Genomic DNA, 16,452 nt, shown 5'->3' with positions numbered 1-16,452 from the left:
CTTTCAGCGAACGGCGTATCATGTCGGAAAATCGGCCAGGCCGACCGGGGCCGATTTGTCTTGTTGCGATTGAAGCGGGCGGCGCGCGTTGCGCACCAGCGGTCCAAGAAGGGCCAGGGTGACAAAAAGCAGCCCGATCTCGATGTGGTAGACGAACGAATATCCGGTGGCGGGTGTGTTCAGCGCTTCGCCCCATGCGCCTGAGGTCGCCATGGCATTGATCCAGTCGCGCAGGCCACCACCAAGGGCGATTGCCAGCCCTGCCGCCGTGGCCTGTGCAGCCCCCCAGGCACCGAGCGCAAGGCCGTGACCGGCAATACCGCTGGCCTTCATGTTCATTGCGGCGATCAGGGTGGAGACGGCAAAGAGGCCGCCACCAAAGCCGATGAGGGCTGCGCCCGCGAAGAAGATCGTGGCCGAATTCATCGGGGCCGCAAAGATCACGGCAGAGAAAGCGAAAACGCCGACAACCAGCCCCATACCGGCGATACGATAGGTATCACTGCCCCGCGCCAGCATCCGTCCGGCCAGCGCAAAGCCTGCGAGCGCGCCAGCGGCCCAAACGGCGGTCAGCAGCGTGGTTGCCGAAACGGAAAGTCCGAGAATTTCGCCGCCATAGGGTTCCAGCAGAATGTCCTGCATATTCAGCGCCATCGTGCCAAAGAACACCACCGCCAGCAGGCGTCCGGCCTGTCCGCCATCGATGAGATCGTCCCATGCGTCGCGAAAGCGGGGGCGGGGGGCGGCGCGCTCTTCGCGCGTCATAGGGCGGACCTGTTCCTGCTTCCAGAGGGCGATGAGGTTGAGGATGATGCCGACGGATGCAGCGCCCTGCACCACGCGTACCAGCGTCAGACTGTCGAAATCCCGCAGGAGCCAGCCGATGATCACGGCGGACACGCCCATGCCCAGAAGGAACATCACGTAAAGAAGGGCCACGACACGAGGCCGGGCCTCGGGGTCGGCGCGATCAGTTGCGAGGGCCAGCCCGGCGGTCTGGGTCATGTGCAGGCCAAGACCGGTCATCAGGAACGCCAAAGCCGCCAGCACTTCTCCGGCCCAGTCCGGGCCGACGCTTTGTTCGCCGGACAGGACCAGCAAAGCGAAGGGCATGACGGCAAGTCCGCCCATCTGCCAGAGCGATCCGAACCAGAGATAGGGGATCCGTTTCCAGCCGATGGCGCTGCGGTGGGTGTCGGACCGGAACCCCAGCAGCGTCCGGAAGGGTGCGATCAGGACTGGCAGCGCGATCATGAAGGCCACGATCGTGGCGGGCACCGAAAGCTCGACGATCATTACCCGGTTCAGCGTTCCCAGCAGCATCACCGTGGCCATGCCAACCGAGACCTGGAACAGCGAGAGGCGGAGCAATTGCCCCATCGGCAACCCTTCGCTGGCCGCATCCGCGAAGGGCAGATACTTTGCCGAAAGCTGCAAGAGGGCGGCGGGGGGGCGACGGATCATGGTGTGAACTCCATCGCCTGACTGATGTAGAAACCGGATGTAATGCGTTTCAGCGCGGTCAACGACCCCGATGTACTGGTTTCGTTTAGCGCGTGGTTCAGCGTATCCGGCGCATGTGGTACCATCGTGGGTGATCTGTCCGAGCGTGGGAAAAGCTGGCCGGCGCGCCACATCATCATCAAGAGCGGGGTCCGGGGCGCCACGGTAAAGTTGACATGGCTGCCGGTTCGTTTGCCCAACGTGCCAAGGGCCTGCGCAATGTCGGTGCCGCCGTAGTAGATCAGGCTGTCCATCGCGATCACGTAGTCGAACGTGCCCAGTGTTGGAGCCAGCATGTCGCCTGCGTGGAACGTGACGCGGCCGTGCAGATCGATCGGCAGGCGTTTGCGCGCGATATCGACCAGCGACGGCGATATATCGACCGCCATGACGTCGCCACCACGTGCCGCCAGTTCGGCCGTCATCTGACCGGTCCCACAGCCGGCATCCAGGATGCGGGCACCGCCCAGATTCTCGGGCAGACGCGACAGCAACAACGCGCGCATGTCATCGCGGCCACGCCGGACGGTTTCGCGTATTCTTGAGACCGGCGCATCACTTGTCAGCCGTTCCCAGGTGCGGGTGGCCGTCTTGTCGAAATAGGTTTCGACACGTGTGAGCGTGCGGTCGTAAGACATCAGTCAAATCCCAGAAGTTCGAAAATGTCGCGGTCCTCCATAGCGGCCGGGGCCAGCGGATCGGTTCCGTTCCAGAGCGTCTCGGCCAGGCGCACATACTCGGCGCGGCATTGCACGATGTCTTCTTCGTCATCCATCTCGAACAACGTCTTTTTCTTCAGGCGTGACCGGCGGATGGCGTCAATGTCGGGCATATGAGCGATGCGGTTGAAACCGACTTTCTCGCAATATCGGTCAACCTCGTTGGTGTCTTTCGACCGGTTGGCGACACAGCCCGCAAGGCGCACTTTGTAATTGACCGATTTCGCCTGAACGGCGGCGATAATGCGGTTCATTGCATAGATGCTGTCGAAATCGTTGGCCGTGATGATCAACGCCCGGTCCGCATGTTGCAGGGGGGCCGCAAACCCGCCGCAGACCACGTCGCCCAACACGTCAAAGATCACCACATCGGTGTCTTCCAGCATGTGGTGCTGTTTCAGCAGCTTCACGGTTTGGCCGACAACATAACCGCCACAGCCGGTGCCCGCAGGCGGCCCTCCGGCCTCGACGCATTTCACACCGCCCCAGCCCACGGCTACGAAATCTTCGGGGCGCAGTTCTTCGGGGTGGAAATCGACTTCCTTGAGGATGTCGATCACGGTGGGCTGCAAGCGACCGGTCAGGGTGAATGTGCTGTCATGCTTGGGATCACAGCCGATCTGCAGAACGCGCTTGCCCATGGCAGCGAACGCGGCCGACAGGTTCGAACTGGTCGTCGATTTGCCGATGCCGCCCTTGCCGTAGACGGAAAAGACCTTGGCGCCTTCGATCTTGGCTTCGGGATCCTGATGCACCTGTACAGAGCCGTCGCCGTCCTGGCCGTTGAGAAGCGGAATTTCGTCGCGGGGGCTCATTTTGTTGACCCTTTCTGAAAATTTGTGAATGTCGGGCGCGATGTCATTCTGCGGCGATCCCCTCTAGGCGATCTTCCATTGCATCGGCGGCGTTGCGCAGCGCGTCCAACGTTGCAGCATCCGGCTGCCAATAGTCGCGGTCGTGGGCTTCAAGCAGGCGGTTGGCCATACGCGAAGAGGCGACCGGGTTCAGATCGGTAAGGCGCTGACGCATGTCGTCGTCCAGCACAAAGGTTTCCGAGATGCGCTGATAAATCCACGGCTCGACTTGTCCGGTGGTGGCCGACCATCCCACGGTATTGGTGATATGGCTTTCAATCTGGCGCACACCTTCGGCACCGTGCTTTAGCAGGGCCTCGTGAAACCTGGGGTTCAGTGAACGCGAGCGCGTCTCAAGTGCGACCTGCTCGGCGAGCGTGCGCACCTTGCCATTGCCGCGCGTTGTGTCGCTGATGTAGATTGCGGCCTCTTGTCCGCCGCGCGCCCTGCGCACAGCGCGGGAAATGCCGCCCAGCGTATCGAAATAGTGATCGACCGACGTGACGCCCAATTCTGTCGATTCAAGGTTCTGATAGGCCAGATCAACGTCGGACAGAACCTTTTGAAGCAGTTTCGCATTCTGTTTGGCCTTGCCGTTGACGCCGTAGGCAAAGCTTTTGCGGGCTTCGTAGGCATCGGCCAGCTCATCTTCGTCGCCAAAGGCGGATCCATCGACCAGCATGTTCACATTCGACCCATACGCGCCTTCAGCGTTCGAGAAGACCCGCAAGGCTGCGGTTTCGATGTCGCAACCGATCTGCTCGGCATAGGCCAGCGCGTGGGCGCGGATAAAGTTCCGGTCCAGCGGTTCGTCTGCTGTGGCGGCTTTCAACGCGGCTTCTGCCATCAGTTTTGTCTGAAGCGGCAGCAGATCGCGGAAGATGCCCGACAGGGTCATGATCACATCGATGCGTGGGCGCCCCAGGTCTTCCAGCGGGATCAGGTCCGCGCCGCACAGTCTTCCGAAATTGTCAAAGCGAGGTTTCGCGCCGATCAGGGCCAGTGCTTGTGCAATCGGCGCGCCGTCGGATTTGATATTGTCCGACCCCCACAAGACCAGGGCCACGGTGCGCGGCAGTGCGTTATGGGTCTCGAGCAGCAATTGCGCCTGCTTTGCCCCATCGCGGCAGGCAAATTCGGTGGGCATACGGAACGGATCGAACGCGTGGATATTGCGGCCCGTTGGCAGGATGTCCGGCGATCGCATCAGATCCCCGCCATGCACGGGCGGGATGTAGCGGCCGTCAAGGGCGTTCAGCAGGGCAGGAATCTCACTGTCATGTTTTAACAATGTGTCGACGCGGCTGCGGGTCTCGTCATCCGTATCAGCCAGTAGCGCGACGTAGTCGGCCCGTGCCTCGGCGCTCATGGGTTCACCCAGCACATGCAGGCCCTCGGGGATCAGCGCGTCCTCGGTCTCGAGCAACTTCAGCCAGAGTGTATGCGGGACACTGCCATCCATGTCGACGGCAGCTGCCTGTTCGGCGATCAGCACCTCAATCTCCGGCCGCTCGGGCGCGGTCGGGGCGGTCTTGCGCCAGCGGGTCAAGCTGTCCTTGAGTTCCGCCAGACCCTTGTAGAGACCTGCGCTGGCCAGCGGCGGAGTAAGATGCGTTACGGTCACAGCCCCCGCGCGCCGTTTCGCCAAGGTTGCCTCGGACGGGTTGTTGGAGGCGTAAAGATAAACATTGGGCATGTCGCCGATCAGCCGGTCGGGCCAGTCCGCCCCGCCCGGGCCGGCCTGTTTTCCGGGCATGAATTCCAGCGCGCCGTGCATGCCGAAATGCAAAAGCACGTCTGCCTGGAAACTGTTCTTGAGCCACAGATAAAACTGCGCGAACGCATGCGTTGGTGCGAAACCACGTTCAAACAAAAGGCGCATCGGGTCGCCCTCGTAACCGAAGGCCGGCTGCAGGCCAACAAAAACATTGCCGAATTGCGCGCCCAGCACAAAGACACCGCGCCCGTCGGATTGTACCTTGCCCGGGGCCGGGCCCCATTGCGCCTCGATCTCGTCCAGCCAGGGGGTGTTGGTGACAATCGCATCGGCCCCGATATGGGCGGCGACATTCGCCTCTTGCCCATATTGCTGCGCGCTGCCTTCCAGCAGGAGGGCACGGGTTTCCTCGACAGTGGCGGGCGGGGTCAGGTCATAGCCGCGTGCCGCCATCGCATGCAGCGTATTGTGCAACGAGCGGAACACATCCAGATAGGCCGCCGTTCCGGCCGCACCGGCATTGGGCGGGAAGCCGAAGAGGACAATGCCAACGCGGCGCCGGGCCACGTCGGACCGGTGCAGAAGCGCCAGATTTTTGACCCGCTGGCTCAGATGTTCGATGCGTTCAGGGCAGGGGGCCATCGCCTTGACCGTGGAGTGCGCCTGACAGGCGTGGGTGCATCCGGAACAACCATCAGCCCCGTGCCGACCTGCAAACACGGTCGGATTTGTTGCTCCGTCCAGCTCGGGCAGGGCCACCAGCATAGTCGTCTCTATCGGGCCCAATCCCTGAGGTGACGCGGCCCACTGTCCCAGAGTCTGGAACTCCAGCGGATGTGCGGCAATGTAGGGTGTATCGAGCGATTTCAGAACTTTGACCGCCGCGTCGTTGTCGTTATAGGCCGGGCCTCCAACGAGGGAAAAACCGGTCAACGACAAAAGTGCGTCGATGCGGGTCGTGCCATCAACCTGGAAGAAGGTCTCGATGGCCGGACGTCCATCAAGCCCGCCCGCGAAGGCAGGCAGAACCCGCAAGCCAACCGCCTCGAGAGAACGAATGACCGCATCGTAATGGTCTGTATCGCCCGACAGGACATAGCTGCGCATCATCAACAGTCCAACGGTCGCCAAAGGCTTCGCCGGGGCAGGAAGATCGTTGATATCGGTGGTGATGCGGCCTGGCAGATCGGGATGGTAGAGGCCCGTATCGGGGTAGGCCAGTGGTTCGGCCGCCTTGATCCCGCGCCACGTTTCGATCCCACAATAGCGGGATATCAGAAAGCGCACCATCGCTTCAATGTTGTCGTCTGACGCCCCCAGCCAGTACTGCATTGACAGGAACCACGCGCGCAGATCCTGTGCCTTGCCCGGAATCAGCCGCAGAATGCGTGGCAGGCGCCGCAGCATGCGCATCTTGCGTGCCCCGCTTTCGACCGACGGCTTGCCGGCACCGCGCAACTTTTTCAGCAATTTGCGCACACCGGATTCCGGGGCGGACATGTCAAGCGTGCCCATGCGCGTCAGTTTCACGATCACGGAGTCGGCGATGATGCCGATCATCGCATCGCAATGTTCCCGCCGCGCCATCAGGTCTGGCAGGATTGCGTTGATATGCTCTTCCAGGAAGATCAGGTTGATGATGATGATGTCGCCGGTGGCCACGGCCTCTTTCGCGGATGCCAGCGCGTCGGGGCATTCCCCCCACTCCGCGGCGGCGTGCACGCTGAGGTTCAGGCCGGGGAAATCTTCTGCAAGGTTGTCCTTGGCGCGGGCGCAGGGACCAGCCGCATGCGAATCCAGTGTCAGGATGACGACGTTATAGGGGCGTGGCGCCCGGTTTATGATGATCTCATCGCGCATAATGGGCTTTTGCCTCGTATAGCGTGCTGATGCTGATTTCCTGAACGCCCTGGTCGGCTGCAAAGAGTTCGGTGTTGCGGCGGGCCTTGCCGCGCACGAAAAAGGGGATCTTCTTCAGTTCCTTTTCCGCATCGGCCAGCCAGATCACCTCGGCAGAGGGGCGTGCAGATGCGGGACCTTCGGATCTTGCGTCGCCAATCGGATTTGGCGCATGTCCGCCATGATGGCTGGGTCCGGCGTCATCGTGGAATTCAAAGTCGTCGCGGAACATGTGCAGAAGATGTTCTTCCAGCCCCATGACCAGCGGATGCACCCATGTGTCAAAGATCACGTTGGCACCTTCGACACCCATTTGCGGGGCGTAGCGGGCCGGGAAGTCCTGAACGTGGACAGGGGCCGAGATGACCGCGCAGGGAATTCCAAGCCGCTTGCCGATGTGACGTTCCATCTGGGTGCCAAGGATCATTTCGGGGGCCAGATCCTCGATGGCGCGCTCGACCTCCAGATAGTCGTCCGTGATCAGAGCCTCGACGCCGTAGTCGCGGGCCAGAGCACGGATGGGGCGCGCCATTTCGCGGTTGTAGCAGCCGAGGCCGACCACTTCGAAGCCCATTTCATCGCGGGCGATGCGGGCCGCGGCGGCCACATGGGTGCCGTCCCCGAAAAGAAACACGCGCTTGCCGGTCAGGTAGGTGGAATCGACACTGGTTGCGTACCAGGGCAGGCGCAGGCGCGAGGTGTCCATCTGCGGCTTGATCCCGGAAATCGCGGCCACTTCGGTGACGAAATCGCGGGTTGCACCGACGCCGATAGGGACGACCTTGGTGAAGGGCTGATCCAGTTCGCGCTCCATCCAGCGGCATGCGCTTTCACCGGTTTCAGGATACATCAGGGCGTTGAAATGCGCCGCCCCCAGTCTGGTGATATCCAGTGGCGTGGCCCCGTAAGGTGCCACCACGTTGACTGATATTCCCATGTCTTCGAGCAGGGCCGTCACCTCGGTGATGTCATCGCGGTGACGAAATCCCAGGGCCGTGGGGCCAATCAGGTTGCAACTGATATGGGCCGTCTTTTCGGTTGGCCTCGCCAGATGGCGGACAATCTGAAAGAACGTCTCGTCCGCGCCGAAATTCTCTTTGCGCTGATAGCTGGGCAGGTCCAGAGGGATTACGGGGATGGGCAGACCCATGGTTTCGGCCATTCCGCCAGGGTCATCCTGGATCAGTTCGGCCGTGCAGGACGCGCCCACGATCATGGCTTGTGGCTGGAACCGGTCATAGGCGTTCTGGCAGGCGGTCTTGAAGAGATTGGCGGTATCCGCCCCCAAATCACGCGCCTGGAAGGTGGTGTAGGTGACCGGCGGGCGATGATCGCGACGTTCGATCATCGTGAAGAGAAGATCGGCATAGGTGTCGCCCTGTGGCGCGTGCAGAACGTAGTGCAAGCCCTTCATCGCGGTGGCCACGCGCAGGGCGCCAACATGTGGCGGACCCTCATATGTCCAGACGCTGAGCTTCATTCAGCCGCCTCCAGCTTGAGCATGTCGCGCCGGCGTAGCGGACGCGAGAAAAGCCCCGCCAGATCGCCCGCCTGTTCGTAGAAATGTACCGGCGAGAAAACCAACTCGATCGCCCATTTGGTGGCCAGACCTTCTGCCTCAAGCGGGTTGGCCAGTCCGAGCCCGCAAACCGTCAGGTCGGGGCGTGACGCGCGGCAACGCTCCAGCTGCAAATCGACGTCCTGTCCTTCGGCGATGGTCGGGCCCTCGGCCAGCAGGTCCAGATCCGGGCCAACGATGCCCTTGTGGATAAAGGGAGCGGAAACCTCGATCGCGTGCATGCCGCATTCGCGTGTCAGGAACCGGGCCAGTGGAATTTCCAATTGGCTGTCTGGGAAGAAAAAGATCGATTTTCCGCTCAGCGTGCTCGCCGCCTTGGCCACGGCATGTCTGGCGCGGGCGCGGGGCGCATCGGTCACGGCGTCGAAACACGCCTGCTCAACGCCGAATTCCCGTGCAACGGCCCAAAGCCACGCAGTGGTGCCTTCTTCGCCGAACGGAAATGGCGCGGGAATGTGACGCGCCCCGCGCCGTTCCAGGGCGGCATGGGTGCCCCCCAGAAACGGTTGGGTCAAGGCGAAGACGGTATTCGGGCCAACGGCAATGCCACTGTCCAGCGTCCGCGCGGGTAAAACCGATACGTTCTCGATCCCAAGCTTCGCAAGAAGGTCCAGCGCCTGATCTTCCACCACGTCCGGCAGGGCTCCGACCAACATCAGTTGTCGTTGATCGGTGTTCGGCAAAACCGGAACCATGGCAGCCAGGCAGGCGTCTTCGCCTTCGGTAAATGTCGTCTCGATGCCTGAACCCGAGTAATTGAGCACCCTGACTTTGGGCGCGTGCCGGGCCGACAGTTTTTCGGCTGCGCGCCCCAGATCCAGCTTGATCACCTCGGAGGGGCAACTGCCGACGAGGAAAAGCTGACGGATATCCGAACGGCGGGCCAAAAGGTCTGTCACCACGCGTTCCAGCTCGTCCTGGGCATCTTTCAACCCGGCAAGATCGGTTTCTTCCAGAATGGCTGTCCCAAAGCGGGGTTCGGCGAAAATCATGACGCCTGCCGCAGATTGCAGCAGATGGGCGCAGGTGCGGGACCCAACGACCAAAAAGAACGCATCCTGCATCTTGCGGTGCAGCCAGATGATGCCGGTCAGCCCGCAAAATACCTCGTGCTGGCCGCGTTGTTTGAGAATCGGGGTGTCCCGGCAACCGGTCTCCGGCATGGGAAGGTCACCGCCAGCGGGCGCTGGTTCTGGTATTTCGTGGCGGGTCATGCGGCCTCTCCGGCCTGCAGACGCGCGGCCCTGAGTTTGAGCAGAAACTGACCTGCATTGATAACGTAGGTCGCATAGGCGACAAGCGCCAGAACCATCAGGCCGGCAGGAGGCAGGGCGTTCGTCAAGAGCGCCCAGACATAGCCGGTGTGAAGCGCGATGACAGCAAAGCTGAAGACGTCTTCCCAAAAGAATGCAGGGGCGAAAAGATATTGATCGAAAACGACTTTTTCCCAGATGGCGCCAGTAATCATGATGAGGTAGAGAAAGCCGGTTTTGACGAGAATGGACAGTGTTGCTGCCTCATAGCCTAGCCCCGTCAACAGGAAGCGTAGTACCAGCGCTAAGGAAACGAGGAAGACAAGAAATTGGGCGGGGGCGAGAATGCCCTGAACAGTTGTCCAGGCGGTCGCATCCCGGCGCATGCGTTGCGCATCCGTGTAGAGTTTCACGTATTTGGATTTATGCGGCGCGTATGTCTTCATGATCCCCTCGCCGACCCTGTGGTTTGTCCCGATGCTATGTGCTGGGTGGCAAATGTGTCAATAAATATTTACACATGGGGAAATCTGAGATGTAAATCCATCTTGCCGAAAGAGACTCTGTAAGCGAATCCGCCCTTTACTGCTGGTCTTGTGCAGATAATCCAGCAGTTTTCTCACCAATTTTTTGCCAGTGCTACCGTGCTTGCTCCAAATCGAAATTGAAAAGTGTCAGTATAAATTGACATATCGTTGCAATCCACTCACACTTGGATCAACCAGATCGGGCAAATCGCCGCAAATCGGCAGCGTCATTTTGGATGCGTCCACGGGAGGGGCACATGAAGGACATTGCAAGGAGAGGCGCTACCAATCGCCAAAGAGGTCATTTTCCGTCAGCACAAAGGCCCGCGATACGTTTCCTTGTAGAATCCGCTCTCAAGTCTCTTGTGACTGAAGGCGCGGACGCTTTGCCTCGCAGCAAAGCCGAATGGATCGCGCGATTGTCCGATGCCCTCATGTCCGACTCAGAGGCCGACCATCAGAGAGTGCTGTCATCATTGGTTGCCTATGGGGCAACGAGGGAAGAGTTGGTTCAGTACTATATCCCCGAGGCATCAAGGCAACTCGGCGAAAAATGGGTCAGCGACGAAGCCAGTTTTGTCGATGTGACAACGGGTGCAGCGCGGTTGCAGGCGCTGTTTCGAGAGTTCGACGACGCATCCGATAATGGGCAGGTCATCGATCGCAGTATCCCGCTTGGCGAATCCGTCCTCATGGTGATCCCCCAGTTCGAGCAGCATTCAATAGGGGCGTTCGTGGCGTCACAAGGGCTGCGTCGGCATGGCCTTTGGGTCCGGATGGCGATTGGTCTGACAGAGCCGGAATTGGCTGACCTGATCTCCAAGAACCGCTTTTCGTTGGTTGGCATGTCGCTGTCGACGTGGAAATCAGTTGAAAAGGCAGCCGGATTAGTCGATTACTTGCGCGCAAATGTCGAATGTCTGCCGCCGGTTGTCGCCGGAGGTCGCATAATTGAAGACAAAAAGAAAGTTGAGCAGCGCACAGGGGTGGATTTTGCGGTCACGTCGATCCGCGAAGCGATTGAACGCTGTGGTCTGAGGACCGTTGCCGATTTGACAACCGTTGCCGGGGCCCTTTAGGCGGCGGCGCATTCGATATGGGGAAAGTATGTGACGAGGCAAAGCTCCAGATTTGACACTTTGCGCGCTGGCGAGTTGCCGGTCACGACAAGTGTCGACAGGCTGGTCGAGCAATCATCGGACATCGCGATCATGGTGACTCATAGCGGCAGTGTCGAAGGTATCTCGGTCAATCCCGAGTGCGCGGGTTTGGGGTGTCTGGATCACTGGGTCGGGCGCGAATTTCACGACTTCCTCACCATAGAAAGCCGCGAAAAATACGCTGAACGCAGCAAGGCAGTACTTAATGATCCGGATATGGTGCCGCGTTCGATGCAGTTGAACCATGTGGACAATGCGGTCTGGGAATTCCCGATCCGGTATACGTTACATCGTGTGAACGGTCGTGACTCGCTGTTGTTGCTCGGGCGGGACATGCAGCCGATTGCGGAAATCCAGCAACGCCTGGTGGCCGAGCAAACGGCCCGAGAGCGTGATCTGCAGAAAATCCGCAGCAGCGAAACGTTCTTCAGGGTCACGCTCGAGGCATCGGAAACGCCTCTTCTGCTGGTCGAGCCGGAGTCCGGCAGAATTCGGGACCTGAATAGTGCTGCGGCGACGTTGCTGGGATCGAAGGTGGATACTCTGAGCGGTGGCTCGTTTGCCCAGGCATTTGAAGGGCGGAGCAAGAGCGATCTGATGGAGTCGCTGCGAGCAGCGGCCAGTGCAGAAGAGATGAAAGTGCTGGAACTGGTCGCGCGTCGCAGCGGTCGGCAATTGACCGCATTTGCGCAGTATTTCCGCGCCGCTGGAGAGCTTCACCTGTTGTGCCGGCTCGCATTGGTTGACGAAACGGATCCGGCCAGCCCCGAAGTCACGCAGTCGCTTGCGGCGCTCTTTGCCGAAGCGAGCGACGCGATTGTCTTTGTGGATTCCAAGGGTTTGATCCGCGATGCAAACGAGGCGTTCCTGATTTTGACGGATGCGGCACAGATTCGGGATGTCAAGGCGAAGTCAATTGGCGAGTTCCTGGCGCGTGGATCAGTCGATCTGAAGCTGATTGTTGACACGGCAATGAAAAAGGGCAGGTTGCGCAACTATGCAACCCAGATCCAGAGCGCTGTCGGCACCCGCGCGAATGTGGACGTCTCCGCAGTCAGGCTGCGTCGCAGGGGTGGTGATCTTGGGTTCGGTCTGATCATTCGCGACGTCACGCCACGGGAAGTGGTCGAAACCGAAGCGGCGTCATCGGTCATGAGCGAAGAGGCCATGCGGAACGTCATGGACCTGGTCGGAACCGCGTCGCTCAAGACATTGGTATCGGCGACCTCTGACGTTGTTGAAAAAATGTGCATCGAAACGGCGGTCAAGCTGACCGGTAACAACCGGGTGGCGGCATCTGAAATGCTGGGCCTGTCGCGCCAAAGCCTCTACGTAAAACTGCGCAAGCATGGTTTGCTGAGCAGCGAACCCGAGGCCGATTGACCGTTCACGATTGGCAACAATCTGAAAAAAACACTTTCCGTAACACCAATTGTATAGTTTAGTTGACACTATGAGTGTCAATCTAGATTTACACATCGTACGACGCTATCCAAATCCACGCGCCGTTCTGACGTTGATCAAACCGATCACCTGGTTTCCGCCAATCTGGGCGTACCTGTGCGGGGTCGTTTCGTCAGGCGTACCGATTTCGTCGTCTCCGTGGTTGTTGATGGCCGGCATGGTACTTGCAGGGCCCGTCGTCTGCGGAATGAGCCAGGCCGCCAATGACTGGTGCGACCGGCATGTCGATGCCATCAACGAACCGGACCGACCGATCCCGTCAGGCGCAATCCCGGGTCGGTGGGGTCTTTGGATCTCTATCGCGATGACCGGCTTGGCTCTGTTTCTGGGGTCCTATCTGGGCCCCTGGGGATTTGGCGCGACCATTTTCGGTGTGCTGGCTGCATGGGCCTACTCTGCCGAGCCGGTGCGGCTGAAGCGCTCCGGTATCTGGGGGCCCGGCCTTGTGGGGCTGTGTTACGAGGGACTCCCGTGGTTTACCGGGGCCGCAGTGATGGCCGCAGGCGCGCCTGCGCTGCCGGTGGTGATCGTGGCGCTATTCTATGCGCTTGGTGCACATGGCATCATGACGCTGAATGATTTCAAGGCCCTGGAAGGCGACAAGCAGATGGGCGTGAACTCATTGCCCGTCACACTCGGCCCGGAACGTGCAGCGCGTGTGGCCTGCTGGGTCATGGCTGTGCCTCAAGTTGCGGTAATCACGGCTTTGCTGTTCTGGGATCGTCCTCTGCACGCGTTCGCCATCGTGGTGTTGTTGCTCGCGCAATTCTGGGCCATGCGGGTGCTGCTGTCGGATCCGAAGGGCAGGGCGCCCTGGTACAACGCGACCGGTGTCACGTTTTATGTCAGCGGCATGATGATCGCGGCCTTTGCCCTGCGCGGCATAGGAGGGTTCTAATGACACTCAGTTGGCTGGCAATCACGCGGTTGGGCCTGGTGCAGATGGCTCTCGGATCCATCGTCGTTCTGACCACCTCGACACTGAACCGGCTGATGGTCGTGGAACTGGCATTGCCTGCTGTTCTGCCGGGTCTGTTGATCGCGTTGCACTACGGTATCCAATTGACCCGTCCCAATTGGGGGTTTCTTTCGGATACCGGTGGCCACCGAACGCGTTGGATCATTGGCGGGATGCTGGCGCTTGCCCTTGGCGCTATCGGCGCCACAATCGGCGTGCTGCTTTACGAGACAAGCTTTGCGGCCGCGACGACGGTGTCGATCGTTGCCTATGCCCTGATCGGCATTGGTGTCGGGGCGTCGGGCACATCGCTTCTGGCCCTCTTGGCCAGTGCCACCGCGCCGCACCGCCGCGCTGCTGCGGCGACAATCACCTGGCTCATGATGATTGCGGGTATTGCCGTGACTGCCGGTATGGTCGGGGTGTATCTCGATCCCTACTCGCCGGCGTTGCTGCTCCGCATCGTCTTTATCGTTACCGGCGCCGCCGTCTTGCTGACGGTTCTGGCCGTATGGGGCATCGAAAAGACAGTCGAAGTTCAGCGGCAGCGACCAGAGAAAATCCGCTTTGCCGAAGGATTGCGTGAGATCTGGGCAGAGACTGCGGCGCGGAATTTCACCATTTTCGTGTTTTTGTCCATGACTGCATATTTCATGCAGGAGCTGATTCTGGAGCCCTATGCGGGGCTTGTTTTCGACTTCACGCCGGGCCAGTCGACCTCGCTCAGCGGGGCGCAGAATGGCGGTGTCTTTCTGGGGATGCTGACCGTGGGTATCGCCGCGACCGGCCTGGGCAAAGGCAGCCTTCGCAGCTGGGTGGTCGCAGGTTGTATGGGGTCGGCAGGCAGCCTCGCGCTGATCAGCCTGTTGGGCGGGTTTTCCGAGCCATCGCATTTGATGCCCGCAGTCGTATCTCTGGGGTTCTTCAACGGCATGTTCGCCGTCGCCGCGATCGGGTCGATGATGAAACTGGCCGCACAGGGCCGTGCGGGGCGCGAGGGCACCCGCATGGGACTTTGGGGCGCGGCCCAGGCCGTTGCCGCCGGTTTCGGCGGGCTTTCAGGGGCCGCTGCTGTCGATCTGATGCGCCTGCTCACGCATGGTGACTCGGCGGCATTTGGCGCGGTTTTCCTGTTTGAAGCAGTTCTTTTTGTCATTGCCGCGCTGATGGCGCTGCGCGTTATCGAACACAGCCATGGCCGACATGCGGCCATCGTTCCCGGAGAATGATCATGTATGATGTTGTCGTTATCGGTGGAGGCCCTTCTGGTGCCACAGCTTCCGAAGATCTGGCCCGGTCCGGTCAAAAAGTCGCGATGATTGACCGCGCAGGTCGGATCAAGCCATGCGGAGGCGCAATCCCTCCACGTTTGATTGCCGATTTTGATATCCCCGATGATCAGTTGCGGGCGCGTGTGACGACCGCGCGGATGATCTCGCCAACGGGGCGCAAGGTCGACATTCCGATCGAGAACGGCTTTGTCGGTATGGTGGATCGCAAGGATTTTGACGAATTTCTGCGTGTTCGCGCAACGGCGGCAGGGGCGGATCGCCGGTCGGGCACGTTCCTGCGCATCGAACGCGATACCGGCTGTACGCAGGTGATCTACCGTGACAAGGCCAGCGGCGAGGAACGGGCCCTGCAAACCAGGCTGATCATTGGCGCCGATGGCGCTCGGTCGAAGGTGGCGCGCTCCGAAGTACCCGGCGGTGATCGCATTCCCTATGTCATCGCCTATCACGAAATCATAGAAGCCCCCGAGGCCATTGGTAACTACGATCCCAAGCGCTGTGACGTGATCTATGATGGCCGGATTTCCCCTGATTTCTACGGCTGGGTGTTCCCTCACGGACAGACCGCCAGCGTCGGGATGGGGTCGATGGTGCGCGGGGTTGATTTGAAGCAGGCAACTGCGGACCTGCGCGCGGCGAATGGTCTGAGCGCGTGCAAGACAATCCGCCGCGAAGGTGCGCCCATTCCGCTCAAACCCATGGATTGCTGGGACAATGGTCGCGACGTCGTTCTTGCTGGTGATGCGGCCGGCGTTGTCGCGCCAAGTTCGGGCGAGGGGATCTATTATGCAATGGTCGGTGGACGGGTTGCTGCCACGGCGGCATCCGCCTGTCTGGCATCAGGTCGTGTGCGCGATCTGAAACTTGCCCGGCAGCTCTTTATGCATGACCACAAGATGGTGTTCCGTGTCCTGGCGTCGATGCAGAATGCCTACTACAAATCTGACGACCGACGTGAACGGTTCGTGTCGCTCTGTCACGATGTTGACGTGCAACGCCTGACATTCGAGGCCTACATGAACAAGAAACTGGTGCGCGCCCGTCCGATGGCGCATCTGAGGATCGGGTTGAAGAACCTGGCGCACCTGACACGGCTGGTTCCGGCCGCCTACACCTGAATGAAATGAGAATTGGCAATGACATGGTCGTTGTCGAGTATCCGGATGTGCCCGCGCCCGGCCGACGGCGCAAGTCGGCCCTCGTGCTGTCGCAGCGGAGGCAGGCCCGATCTGTGGCAATGCGGCAAATGATGAGTGGTTTGGCACTCGGGGCAGGCTGAAACCTGACGCATCGGCAATCAGAGAGCATGCGACAGGATCGGTCAGAAATGAGTCCGGAAAACTGCAAATCAGGCTTGGTGCCTTTGACGCGGGCCGGGGCGCAAGACGGGATGTCGCCAGAATTGATCCCGCCCGACGGGATCGGGCGGGACCGGGGTTGGCGGGCGTATCGGGGGGGTACGCCCGCGCCTGGGAGTTTAGTGGTCTGCTGCCGCAGCCCCTGCGCCGCGTGGCACGCGGACACTTT

12 protein-coding genes are annotated in these 16,452 nt (G+C 60.5%); 5 read left to right on the top strand and 7 right to left on the bottom strand.

Translation table 11 applies throughout. The features are described 5' to 3' along the window. Positions 1-18 precede the first annotated feature (18 nt). The 7 genes from QO231_RS22635 to bchF are packed head-to-tail and all read right to left on the bottom strand — an operon-like array spanning position 19 to position 9,970. Positions 19-1,464 carry a PucC family protein gene (locus QO231_RS22635; RefSeq protein ID WP_316781866.1) on the bottom strand — a complete coding sequence of 482 codons (1,446 nt, stop codon included), beginning with the start codon at positions 1,462-1,464 and terminating at the stop codon, positions 19-21. After that, on the bottom strand, positions 1,461-2,141 hold the full coding sequence (gene bchM / locus QO231_RS22630) for a magnesium protoporphyrin IX methyltransferase (protein ID WP_316781865.1): 681 nt from the start codon (positions 2,139-2,141) through the stop codon (positions 1,461-1,463). Before bchM ends, QO231_RS22635 begins: the two co-directional genes overlap by 4 nt. Then, complete coding sequence (bchL, locus tag QO231_RS22625; RefSeq protein ID WP_316781862.1) at positions 2,141-3,037, bottom strand: ferredoxin:protochlorophyllide reductase (ATP-dependent) iron-sulfur ATP-binding protein; 897 nt, start codon at positions 3,035-3,037, stop codon at positions 2,141-2,143. Before bchL ends, bchM begins: the two co-directional genes overlap by 1 nt. Before the next feature lie 43 nt (positions 3,038-3,080). Beyond that, positions 3,081-6,653 (bottom strand): magnesium chelatase subunit H, encoded by a 3,573-nt coding sequence (locus tag QO231_RS22620; protein ID WP_316781861.1) that lies wholly within the window; start codon positions 6,651-6,653, stop codon positions 3,081-3,083. Next, positions 6,643-8,172, bottom strand: a complete 1,530-nt coding sequence (bchB, locus tag QO231_RS22615; protein WP_316781860.1) for a ferredoxin:protochlorophyllide reductase (ATP-dependent) subunit B — start codon at positions 8,170-8,172, stop codon at positions 6,643-6,645. The genes QO231_RS22620 and bchB overlap by 11 nt, the downstream gene beginning before the upstream one ends. After that, positions 8,169-9,434: a ferredoxin:protochlorophyllide reductase (ATP-dependent) subunit N gene (locus QO231_RS22610; RefSeq protein ID WP_316781950.1), complete on the bottom strand. Its 1,266-nt coding sequence runs from the start codon at positions 9,432-9,434 to the stop codon at positions 8,169-8,171. Before QO231_RS22610 ends, bchB begins: the two co-directional genes overlap by 4 nt. A gap of 47 nt (positions 9,435-9,481) precedes the next feature. After that, positions 9,482-9,970, bottom strand: a complete 489-nt coding sequence (gene bchF / locus QO231_RS22605; RefSeq protein WP_316781858.1) for a 2-vinyl bacteriochlorophyllide hydratase — start codon at positions 9,968-9,970, stop codon at positions 9,482-9,484. Positions 9,971-10,437: 467 nt separating this feature from the next. On the opposite strand from bchF, the gene QO231_RS22600 reads away from it, so the two are divergent. The 5 genes from QO231_RS22600 (at position 10,438) to QO231_RS22580 (ending at position 16,043) form a co-directional block, all read left to right on the top strand. Beyond that, positions 10,438-11,130, top strand: a complete 693-nt coding sequence (locus tag QO231_RS22600) for a hypothetical protein (protein ID WP_316781856.1) — start codon at positions 10,438-10,440, stop codon at positions 11,128-11,130. Positions 11,131-11,160: 30 nt separating this feature from the next. Further along, positions 11,161-12,594 (top strand): transcriptional regulator PpsR, encoded by a 1,434-nt coding sequence (gene ppsR, locus QO231_RS22595; RefSeq protein ID WP_316781854.1) that lies wholly within the window; start codon positions 11,161-11,163, stop codon positions 12,592-12,594. A gap of 70 nt (positions 12,595-12,664) precedes the next feature. After that, entirely contained in the window at positions 12,665-13,573 is a 909-nt protein-coding gene (gene chlG, locus QO231_RS22590; protein ID WP_316781852.1) for a chlorophyll synthase ChlG, read from the top strand. After that, complete coding sequence (locus QO231_RS22585) at positions 13,573-14,862, top strand: BCD family MFS transporter (RefSeq protein WP_316781850.1); 1,290 nt, start codon at positions 13,573-13,575, stop codon at positions 14,860-14,862. Before chlG ends, QO231_RS22585 begins: the two co-directional genes overlap by 1 nt. Positions 14,863-14,864: 2 nt before the next feature. After that, complete coding sequence (locus QO231_RS22580; RefSeq protein WP_316781848.1) at positions 14,865-16,043, top strand: geranylgeranyl diphosphate reductase; 1,179 nt, start codon at positions 14,865-14,867, stop codon at positions 16,041-16,043. Positions 16,044-16,452: the final 409 nt, after the last annotated feature.

Origin of the sequence: Sedimentitalea todarodis (genome assembly GCF_032595355.1) — a bacterium.
Classification (GTDB): Bacteria; Pseudomonadota; Alphaproteobacteria; order Rhodobacterales; family Rhodobacteraceae; genus Sedimentitalea; species Sedimentitalea todarodis.
The sequence above is the reverse complement of the archived record's forward strand: the minus strand, read 5'-3'. Positions and strand labels throughout refer to the sequence as shown.

Bases quoted from the DNA above. Each gene is read 5' to 3' on its own strand.
- QO231_RS22635 (WP_316781866.1), bottom strand. From the start codon at position 1,464: ATGATCCGTCGCCCCCCCGCCGCCCTCTTGCAGCTTTCGGCAAAGTAT.
- bchM (WP_316781865.1), bottom strand. From the start codon at position 2,141: ATGTCTTACGACCGCACGCTCACACGTGTCGAAACCTATTTCGACAAG.
- bchL (WP_316781862.1), bottom strand. From the start codon at position 3,037: ATGAGCCCCCGCGACGAAATTCCGCTTCTCAACGGCCAGGACGGCGAC.
- QO231_RS22620 (WP_316781861.1), bottom strand. From the start codon at position 6,653: ATGCGCGATGAGATCATCATAAACCGGGCGCCACGCCCCTATAACGTC.
- bchB (WP_316781860.1), bottom strand. From the start codon at position 8,172: ATGAAGCTCAGCGTCTGGACATATGAGGGTCCGCCACATGTTGGCGCC.
- QO231_RS22610 (WP_316781950.1), bottom strand. From the start codon at position 9,434: ATGCCGGAGACCGGTTGCCGGGACACCCCGATTCTCAAACAACGCGGC.
- bchF (WP_316781858.1), bottom strand. From the start codon at position 9,970: ATGAAGACATACGCGCCGCATAAATCCAAATACGTGAAACTCTACACG.
- chlG (WP_316781852.1), top strand. From the start codon at position 12,665: ATGAGTGTCAATCTAGATTTACACATCGTACGACGCTATCCAAATCCA.
- QO231_RS22585 (WP_316781850.1), top strand. From the start codon at position 13,573: ATGACACTCAGTTGGCTGGCAATCACGCGGTTGGGCCTGGTGCAGATG.
- QO231_RS22580 (WP_316781848.1), top strand. From the start codon at position 14,865: ATGTATGATGTTGTCGTTATCGGTGGAGGCCCTTCTGGTGCCACAGCT.